The sequence below is a fragment of the Desulfurella sp. genome (assembly GCF_049977265.1).
GTDB lineage: Bacteria > Campylobacterota_A > Desulfurellia > Desulfurellales > Desulfurellaceae > Desulfurella.
In genome coordinates this window covers 22,077-31,727 of sequence record NZ_JBMFGQ010000018.1, presented here as the reverse complement: position 1 = coordinate 31,727, position 9,651 = coordinate 22,077, and the positions used below count along the sequence as shown (strand labels likewise).

The 9,651-nt window shown below is 30.5% G+C and carries 9 protein-coding genes and 1 tRNA gene; 6 read left to right on the top strand and 4 right to left on the bottom strand.

What is annotated here, in order from left to right:
* Positions 1-43: 43 nt before the first annotated feature.
* The 4 genes from ACP5FO_RS04925 to ACP5FO_RS04910 form a co-directional block, all read right to left on the bottom strand.
* The gene (locus ACP5FO_RS04925) at positions 44-2,011 is read right to left on the bottom strand and encodes a penicillin-binding protein 1A (RefSeq protein WP_428108514.1); all 1,968 of its coding nucleotides are present in this window, start codon (positions 2,009-2,011) and stop codon (positions 44-46) included.
* A gap of 115 nt (positions 2,012-2,126) precedes the next feature.
* Positions 2,127-2,218 (bottom strand) — tRNA-Ser (locus ACP5FO_RS04920).
* Positions 2,219-2,259: 41 nt separating this feature from the next.
* On the bottom strand, positions 2,260-2,667 hold the full coding sequence (locus ACP5FO_RS04915) for a hotdog fold thioesterase (protein ID WP_428108517.1): 408 nt from the start codon (positions 2,665-2,667) through the stop codon (positions 2,260-2,262).
* 13 nt (positions 2,668-2,680) lie between these two features.
* Entirely contained in the window at positions 2,681-3,433 is a 753-nt protein-coding gene (locus tag ACP5FO_RS04910; protein WP_428108520.1) for an energy transducer TonB, read from the bottom strand.
* 180 nt (positions 3,434-3,613) lie between these two features.
* Here ACP5FO_RS04910 and mraZ point away from each other — a divergent pair, with 180 nt between their 5' ends.
* The 6 genes from mraZ to ACP5FO_RS04880 are packed head-to-tail and all read left to right on the top strand — an operon-like array spanning position 3,614 to position 9,651.
* Positions 3,614-4,060 carry a division/cell wall cluster transcriptional repressor MraZ gene (gene mraZ / locus ACP5FO_RS04905; RefSeq protein WP_428108525.1) on the top strand — a complete coding sequence of 149 codons (447 nt, stop codon included), beginning with the start codon at positions 3,614-3,616 and terminating at the stop codon, positions 4,058-4,060.
* Positions 4,057-4,950 carry a 16S rRNA (cytosine(1402)-N(4))-methyltransferase RsmH gene (gene rsmH, locus ACP5FO_RS04900; protein ID WP_428108529.1) on the top strand — a complete coding sequence of 298 codons (894 nt, stop codon included), beginning with the start codon at positions 4,057-4,059 and terminating at the stop codon, positions 4,948-4,950. Before mraZ ends, rsmH begins: the two co-directional genes overlap by 4 nt.
* Complete coding sequence (locus tag ACP5FO_RS04895; protein WP_428108532.1) at positions 4,947-5,285, top strand: hypothetical protein; 339 nt, start codon at positions 4,947-4,949, stop codon at positions 5,283-5,285. The genes rsmH and ACP5FO_RS04895 overlap by 4 nt, the downstream gene beginning before the upstream one ends.
* A complete protein-coding gene (locus ACP5FO_RS04890) occupies positions 5,282-6,955 on the top strand; it encodes a peptidoglycan D,D-transpeptidase FtsI family protein (RefSeq protein WP_428108536.1) in 1,674 nt (557 codons plus the stop codon). Before ACP5FO_RS04895 ends, ACP5FO_RS04890 begins: the two co-directional genes overlap by 4 nt.
* Positions 6,936-8,348, top strand: a complete 1,413-nt coding sequence (locus tag ACP5FO_RS04885; protein WP_428108541.1) for a UDP-N-acetylmuramoyl-L-alanyl-D-glutamate--2,6-diaminopimelate ligase — start codon at positions 6,936-6,938, stop codon at positions 8,346-8,348. Before ACP5FO_RS04890 ends, ACP5FO_RS04885 begins: the two co-directional genes overlap by 20 nt.
* On the top strand, positions 8,332-9,651 hold the full coding sequence (locus ACP5FO_RS04880; protein WP_428108544.1) for a UDP-N-acetylmuramoyl-tripeptide--D-alanyl-D-alanine ligase: 1,320 nt from the start codon (positions 8,332-8,334) through the stop codon (positions 9,649-9,651). Before ACP5FO_RS04885 ends, ACP5FO_RS04880 begins: the two co-directional genes overlap by 17 nt.

Below are 9,651 nucleotides of genomic sequence, written 5' to 3'. Positions count from 1 at the left end.
AAATTTGTTTCAAACTTGTATCGAAATTAATTTATTATTCCAACTATTTAAGGTAGCCTAATTTTTTGTACTTTTCTTGTATGCTTGCAAAATACCATTTATAAACCCAATTTGGAAGCTTTGATGGTAATTGAAAATCCACTAAAGGCTGACCGATTAATGCATTTTTCATATAATTAAGCCATATTGGCAGTGCCATAGTAGCACCAACTGCATACGGACCACATGGTCTATAATTATCGTAACCAACCCATACACCAGTAACCAGTTGAGGCGTAAATCCCATAAACCAATTATCGCGTCCATGATTTGAAGTACCGGTTTTACCGGCAGCAGGTCTATTTAAGGCTAATGCATAAACCCCTGTGCCTTCTTTAACAACCGATTGCAGCATTTTAGTTAAAACAAAACCAATGGAACTAGGAAAAACTCTCTTTAGATCTGGTTTTGTACTATATATTACATTGTTATCTTTATTAACAATTTTTCTTATAAAAATCAATTTTGGTAACTCGCCATAATCATCAAAAGAACAATATGCATGTGCAAGCTGTTCTAGCGTAATAGATGCCGAACCCAAAGCTATCGTTAAGTTATTTGGAATCTTCTCTGTTATCCCAAGCTTTCTAGCATTAATCTTGGCATTTTCTATACCTACTTTATCTAATAATCTCACAGCTGCTACATTTACCGAGTGAGCAAGTGCATATTCTAGTGTAATAGGTCCTCTAAACTTGTACGTATAGTTTTGTGGAGACCAACTTTTATCTCCCCAACTAAATGTTATAGGCTCATCCTCTATTTTATCCATTGGTGTGAAACCTTCTTCTAGAGCTGTTAAGTAAACGATAGGTTTAAAAGCGCTACCAGTTTGTCTCAAAGCTTGAGTAGCTCTATCAAATTGGCTTTTTCTATAACTATACCCACCAATTAAAGCTTCTACGTAGCCAGTTTTTGGGTCTATGGAGATTAAGGCTGCCTGAAGACGACTGTTTTGTCCATATTTATTAATAAGCCAATTTCTTGCATATTTTATATAATATGGAACATTTTTGTTTCCTTTTGTGGTTAGATTTAAAATACCATTTTTAACAGCAACATAGGCATCTTTTTGCATTTTTTCATTCAAAGTTGTATATACCTTCAGGCCTCCATCGTTCACAATTGCTTGGCCGTAATGCTTTATCAACCAATTTTTAATATGTTGAACAAAATAGGCTGTATACTGTTTATAACCATTTGTAAACAAAGAATCTCTTTTTCTCAGCATAATTTTAGAATGAATCGCATCGTAATACTGTTTTTTTGAAATAAACTTATCAATATACATCCTATTTATCACATATACTGTTCTTTTTTGTGCAAGAGATGGATTTACATAAGGATCGTATAAACTTGGAGCTTGAACCAATCCAGCAAGCATAGCCGATTGCAAAATTGTAAGTTTGCTTGGTGGTTCATCAAAATAAGATTTACTAGCCATATCTATACCATAAGCTCCATTGCCGAAATATACAGTATTTAGGTACAATGCAAGTATTTGCTGTTTTGTTAGGTATTTTGAGATTTTATAAGAAAGCACAGCTTCTTTTAGTTTTCTATAAAGAGTTTTTTGAGGTGTTAGATATAAATTTTTTATAAGCTGCTGGGTCAGTGTAGAACCTCCTTGCACAACTTTGCCATGGATTAAATCTTCAAAGGCTGCCCTTATGATGCTCCTAAAACTTACAGGTCCGTGCTGAAAAAATCTTGAGTCCTCTGCTGCCATAATAGCCTTTTTCATATTTATACTAATTTTATTGTAAGATACTACTTTTCTTTTTTGAGACCCAAGGATAGCAATAAGATGATTATTTGAATCATAAACTTTTGTAGGTTGTGGATAAAAATTACCGTTTACCAAATTTTTAAAATCTTTATTAGTATCAATATAAAGCGAAATTACAAATGAACTTACACCCACAAATCCTAGAAAAAATAACAAAAATACAATTAATAAAATCTTTTTCATCTGCTAAAATAGTTTTTAATGTTTATTTTTAGAATCCAAAAACTTAAACATACAAACACTTTAACTTATTTTTTTTAAAAATATATAGCTTATTAATTGAAAAAAAATTACAAATTGGCGGAGAGGACAGGATTCGAACCTGCGGAAGGTTAAATTGCCTTCAACTGATTTCGAGTCAGCCGCCTTCAACCACTCGGCCACCTCTCCAGATATGGATTGTAAACAATTTATGCTAAAAATCAATTGTATCAATCTTTAATAATTTTTTCAGATTTTATATAAACTTCACCGTTGAAAAAAGCTATTAATTGTTTATCAGATTCTCTTTCTACCGTTATGGAATATATACCTATTTTTTTTGTTTTATTTAACTCTTTGGCTGTTGCAATAAGTATATCGCCTTGTTTGGCTGCGTTTGCATAATTAATGTTTGCTGATATTGCAAGTGCAGTATTGCCATAAATATTTGAAGCAACAGCAAATGTATAGTCAGATAGAGAAAAAATTACACCTCCATGGCAAACACCTGCAGCGTTTAACATATCGTTTCTTACAAGCATTTGTGTACAAACATAGCCTTCTTTTGCCTCAATTACATCGATGCCAAGCCATTTACTAACCTGATCGTTGCTTTTCATAAATTCAACTACATTCATTTTTTCTCCTAAATCAAAAATTACTTAACTTAAAATTAATAGGTATAAGAATTTTTACATTTTTATCTAATTTAACAAGTGGCTCTATTTTTTTGATTGCTTCGATTGCGCTTTTATCTAAAATGGAATATCCTGAACTTTTTACAACAGCAATATCCTTTATAGTTCTATTATCTATAATAAAGGAAATAACAACTGTGCCTTCGTAGGAATTTCTTCTTGCTAAATAAGGGTATTTTAGGTGTTCTTCTATCAGTTTTCTTAAAAATGCATAATCTTCTTTTGAAATGCTTTGCGGAGAATTTGTTGTTTGGCTGGTTTGAATGTTTTGAGTAGTTTGAACAGCAGTACCTTTATGACTTTTGGTATTAGATTCATTGTTACTAATTGTATCTGTATGAACAATTGCATTGTTTGTTTTTTCAATTTTATCTGTTTTGTCAAAAACTTTTATATCGTTTGTCTTTTGTATTTTTTGCTTTGAAAATACCTTGTTATCGATGTTATTGATTTTCTCTTTTGAAGTTGATTTTTGATTAATTAAAGTATTTTGCTTTTTTTGAGCGATAATTTTATTTTTAATATGTAAATTTTCATTATCTATTTTTGGTTCGCTAATTCCCAACAAAACAACTTCAATAGGTTTTTTTATGGGCCTGTAAAATCCGCTCAAAAGTTTAATGCCTAGTTCAAAAAATATTACATTGAGCAATATGGATAAAGCTAATGATGATGCAAAAACTTTTTTTGTGTAAAATTTTTCCATAGGTGCTTGAAATCTACCAAAAAAACTTTTATTAGTCAACTATACATGCTTGATATTCAATGTTTTTTTTTAATATAATATACTTTAATAAATATACCGCTTTTTGCATAAATTCATTAATTTTTTTATTGACAATTCAACTAAATATATGTAAAGTGGAATAAAGTGGAATAAAGTGGAATGTTAAGAGGACAGTTTGAGTGCAATTTAGACGATAAAGGGAGAATAAAAATACCTTCTAAATTTTTAGAAATATTCAAAGCAAGTGAAATTAATGTTTTGGTTATGACTTTTTTTGATCAATCAATTTATACATATCCTAAGAATACATGGGAAGAGTTAGAAAACAAAGCCCTGAGCCTTCCGCTCACAAACAAATCTGCCCGTCGATTTAAAAGGTTGTTTTTTGCAAGCGCTATAGATGTAAATCTTGACTCTCAAGGTAGAATTATAATACCTCAAATTTTGCGTCAAATGTCGAATATAGAAAAAAGCATTGTAGTACTTGGAAATTTGGATCATTTAGAATTATGGCCTAGTCAAAATTGGCACAAAGAGATAGAGCTTTTAAGACAAGAAGAAGATAGTCTAGCTCAAGAAATTGAAAACTTGGGTATAAAATTATGATACACAAAAGTGTTCTATTAAAAGAAACTATGGAGTTTTTGCAACCTAAACCAGGTGGTATCTATTTGGATTTAACATTTGGCGGCGGCGGACATAGTAAAGAAATTTTAAAGCTTAGCAATCCAGATGGTATCGTTGTAGCATTCGATCAAGATGCTCAAGCAATTATAGAAGCATCGAAACTAAAAGAAACTTATGAAGATAGGCTAAAAATAATAAAAGAAAACTTTTCAAAATGTTATAACAGGCTTTTGGATATGGGATTTATTGCGTTTGATGGCATAATAATGGATGTTGGTGTGTCTTCTTTTCAATTAGATGACGCACAAAGAGGTTTTAGCTTTCTTAAAGATGGACCATTAGATATGAGAATGGATAAAAATAACCCATTAAGTGCAAAAATTATAGTAAATCAATGGGGCAGATATGAATTAGAAAATATCATACGCTCCTTTGGACAAGAACGTTTTGCAAAAAAAATAGCTTTAAAAATAGAAGAAAAAAGAAACAAAGCTTCAATTGAAACAACGCTTGAGTTGGCTACAATTATAAAAGAAGCAACACCTGCTTATTTTTACAAAAAAATACATCCGGCTACAAAAACATTTCAAGCATTAAGAATAGTAGTAAATTCTGAACTTGACAACTTAAAAGAAGGTTTAATTGGTGCAATAAAACTTTTAAAAGTCAACGCAAGGCTTGTAGTTATTAGCTTCCACTCACTGGAAGACAAGATAGTAAAGGACACATTTAGGAATTTTTCACAACAAAAAATCGTGTCAATATTAACAAAAAAACCAATTATACCGTCCGTCAACGAAACTCTAAAAAATCCAAGAGCACGCAGTGCTAAATTAAGAAGTATTGAAAAAATTGGAGGTAGTATATGATTGATTATTCAAACTATTTGACAACAAATACCAAAACGTTTGAAACTACAGAGGAGTCAATTAGTTTTGCTCCAATTGTACTTAGTAGAAAATTGTTGATTTTAAGCTCTATTTTTATTATTTTAATTATGTTAAATGTCATTGTGGCACTAAGGGTATCTATTTTAAATTACAATATAAACGATCAAGAAAAAGTACTAAAAAACTTGCAAATTGATAAAGCCGTGCTTTTAAATAAAATAGATGGCATTCAACGCACTGATAAAGAATTACAAGAGGCTACAAAACTTGGATTAAAGCCAATTAATACTGACCAAATAGAATTTTACCAGTGAAAAAAGCGCGTTTTAATTTTTTATTTTTTATTATTATAATTGGTTTTTCATTGGTTTGTTTAAAAGCTTTTTTGGTACAAATTGCAGATAATAAAAAATATAAACAAGAGTACGTCAAAGCCATAGAGCCATCGATAGACCTACAAGGCAAAAGAGGTTATATTTATGATTGTAACAACAAAACAGTGGCTTTGGATATACCGAAATTTGAGCTATTTGTAGACCCAAAATTTTATTTAGAGTACAATAAATTAAACAATGCAAGTTTTATAAACTTTGTAAATTCAAATTTTCATGTAGATATTAAAAGTATCATTGAGAAAAATAAAGACATCAGGTATATTAAAATTGGTTTTATAAAAACAAAAGATGTCAATTGGGTAAAAGATAAACTTCCTAAAGGCTTTGGTTTGATTAAAAATTATGACAGATTTTATCCTTATGCAAATAACATATCACAAATTGTTGGCTTTTGCGGCAATAATAAACATGGGCTTGAAGGGTTAGAAAAAGAATATGATATTTATCTTGCCGGTCAAAATACTAAACAAAAAGTAAAAATAACACCATATGGAAACTTTGAATTTTCAAAAAAACCTCTTGATGGCGATAATTTGCACCTTACCATCAATGAAGATATTCAAAACTACCTTCATTTTTTACTAAAAGAGACTTTAAAAGAAAGACAGGCAAAAATGGTAATCGGTATAATTGCAAAAACAAATGGTGCAATAATCGCTATGGATAGTGTCCCAAGTTACGACAATAATAAGTTTTACGATTATAATTATGGGCATATCAGGATCAATCCAATCAATTATTTGTTTGAACCAGGTAGCGTTTTTAAAATCGTTACGATGTCAAGTGCCTTAGATTCAAATACGTTTACCGGTAATGAAACATTGTTTTGTGAAAATGGAAAATGGAAATTTTCCGGACATGTAATTTCAGATGTTGAAAAAAATAGTGATCTACCATTTTATAAAGTTTTTGCATATTCAAGCAATATTTGTTCTGCAAAAATCGCACTTAAAGAAAACAAAGAAATATTCTATAAGTATCTTTGGGCTTTCGGTTTTGGCAAAAAAACAGGCATTGACCTGCCAGGCGAAGCAGATGGTATTGTAAAAGATTATGTTAACCTAAAACCGTTTGATTTAGCTACAATGGCATTTGGACAGGGAATTGGCGTAAGTGCTATTCAAATTGTTAGGGCCTATTTAGCAATAGCAAATGGCGGCTACTTGGTCAATCCCTACATAGTAGATTATATTTGCAAAGATAGAAAAATTTTGTATAAGCACAAAGAAGTAAAAAAACAAATACTTTCTCCACAGACAGTTGAAAAGGTAAAGCAAATTCTAAAGTTAGTTGTAGAAGAAGGAACAGGCACAAACGCTCAGTTAAAATACTATGCAATAGGTGGAAAAACAGGCACAGCACAAGTAGCTTCACACAAAGGCGGCTACAGTCTAAACGACTATACAGGTAGTTTTGTAGGCATATTTCCGATTGATAAACCTCAATTTGTAATTTTAGTTACAGTTTTTGACCCAAAAGGTGTAAACTATGGTGGAGAAGTAGCAGCACCAGTTGTTGCAAAATTGATTTCCATGCTTGCTGCTTATTACAAAATAGAAGGTGATGGCAATGTTATTGGAAGAAATTGAAAAAATTTGCGACTGTAGGGTTGCTGAAAATCTCAAAAATAAGGAAATAAAAGGTCTTGCCTATGATTCAAGAAAAGTAAGTGAAAATTTTATCTTTTTTTCTATTAAAGGACTCAAAACAGATGGTCGATTTTTTGTCGATGATGCTTTCTCAAAAAAAGCAATTGCTGTAATTAGCCAAGATTGCAATGAGCTTAGTAATTGTATACAAGTAAAAAATATTCGCAAGTGTATGGGTGAAGTTGCAAATTATTTTTACAAAGAGCCTTCAAAATCAATTAATCTAGTAGGCATAACAGGCACAAATGGCAAAACTACAACAACGTACCTGCTTAATAAAATTTTTGAAAGAAGTGGCTTTATTGGTACAACAGGTTATTGTTATAATAATGTAAAAAATAAGATTGCAAATACTACTCCTGAATCAATAGATACAAATGAGATTTTAGTAGAAATGAAGCCTTTCGTTGATTATGTCTTTATGGAGGTTTCATCACACTCTATATCATTTGAGCGTATAGCAGGTTTGGACTTTAAGCTAAAAGTCTTCACAAATTTGAGCCAGGATCACCTGGATTTTTATCACACAATGGAAAACTATGGCAAAGCAAAAGCATCTTTTTTCAGAGAAAACGATTTTAGAGTAGTTAATATTGATGATGATTTAGGCAAAACATTATTTAAAAAAAAATACACAATTACCTACGGTTTTAATACCGCTGATATATATCCAGTCGATTACGCTTTTGATATTAATGGCTTATATTTAAAGTTAAATGTTTTTGGTGATATTTACGAGATAAAATCGCATTTGCTTGGTAAATTTAATATTTACAACATTATGGCAGCAATTGGTTGTAGTGTGTATTTTGGAAAACCTAAAGAGCAAATATTAAAAGCTCTCTTCAATTTTAAAAATGTGCCTGGCAGATTGGAAAAATTTATAAAAAATGGCCGACTGGCAGTGGTAGATTACGCACACACAGATGATGCAATAAAAAATGTCCTCACAACGTTAAGACAAATTACAAAAGGAAAACTAATTGTTATATTTGGTGCTGGTGGCGACAGGGATAAAACTAAAAGGCCAAAAATGGGTAAAATTGCAAATGATTTAGCAGATATTGTTATCATAACAAACGATAACCCAAGAACAGAAGACCCAGATTCAATTATATCAGATATACTAAGTGGTATTGATAAGCACCAAAAAATTACAATTGAAAAAGATAGAAAATTAGCTATTATAAAAGGGCTTGAAATGTCACGTGAGGGTGATTGCGTAGCGATTTTAGGTAAAGGGCATGAGGATTATCAGATTATTGGCTCTAAAACATACCATTTTGACGATAGAGAGGTGGTAAAGGATTTTTGGGGTGTGGAATCTAAATGAATTAATTGAAATTTTAAAACCCATAGACATTTTAAAACCTGCGCAAGTTGATTTTAACAATATTTCTATAGATTCAAGAACTATCACTAAAGGTGATATATTCTTAGCCTTTAAAGGTGAAATTAAAGATGGACATGATTTTGTAGATAATGCATTTAAAAACGGATGCAGTCTTTGTATATGCGAAAAAAACATAAACAAGCCCTACATAAAAGTAGTTGATTCCAAAAAAGCTCTAAAAGAATTGGTAAGTTTTAATAAAGTTAAAAGCAAAGCTAAAGTTATTGCTATTGTTGGTTCAGTTGGAAAAACAAGCACAAAAGAATTATTAAAATCGTATTTTAATGCTGCTCAAATTGATATTTTTTATACTCAATTAAATGAAAATAACTGGATTGGCGTTTGCAAAACGCTGCTTAGATCAAACACTAAAACAAAATTTGGTGTGGTAGAAACTGGCACAAATCACAAAGGTGAGATAGCAGAGATTGCTAGTTTCTTAAAACCAGATTTTGTAATTTTTACAGAAATTGGGACTTCTCATTTAGGAAATTTTGGTTCAGTAGAAGCTATTTTTGAAGAAAAAGTGTCTATTGTTAACTATTTGCAAAATAAAAATAATATTATTTACAACAAAGACAATTTATTGCAAAAAAATTTTTTTAACGATAATTTTACTAGCTACTCTAAAAATAGTTCTAACTCAAATGTATATATTGTTGATTATAAAAAAACAGAAAAATCAAACATATATAAAATCAAAGTTTTTAATCAAATAATAGAAATTGCTGCACCCTTTTGGCTTAATGTTTCAAATATACTCGCCGCACTTGCATTTTTAGGATTTCAAAAAATCCTTGACAAGGAATATTTCCAAAAAGCTCTAAATAATATTAATTTACCAGCTTATAGAATGCAGCTTGAAAAAATAAAAAATACAAATTTTATTTTAGATTGTTATAACGCTAGTTTTGAGTCAATTAAATTTGCTATTGACGAGCTTAACAAAAAAAAAGGTAATAAACTTGCAATATTGGGCGATGTGTTAGAACTTGGCGATCACTCAGAAAATATTCACAAAAAAATCGGAGAATATGTTTCTAATTTTGACATAGACTTAATTACTTATGGGAAAGATGCAAAAAATATAGCTCTGTCAAAACATAAAACTCCTTTTTTTGAGAACAAGGAAGAGTTATCAAGAACATTAAAATTAATTTACAACAAATATGATTGGATTTTAATCAAAGGCTCAAGATCTCTAAAAATGGAAGAAATTTTTAACAATTTAAAAGAGAGTTAA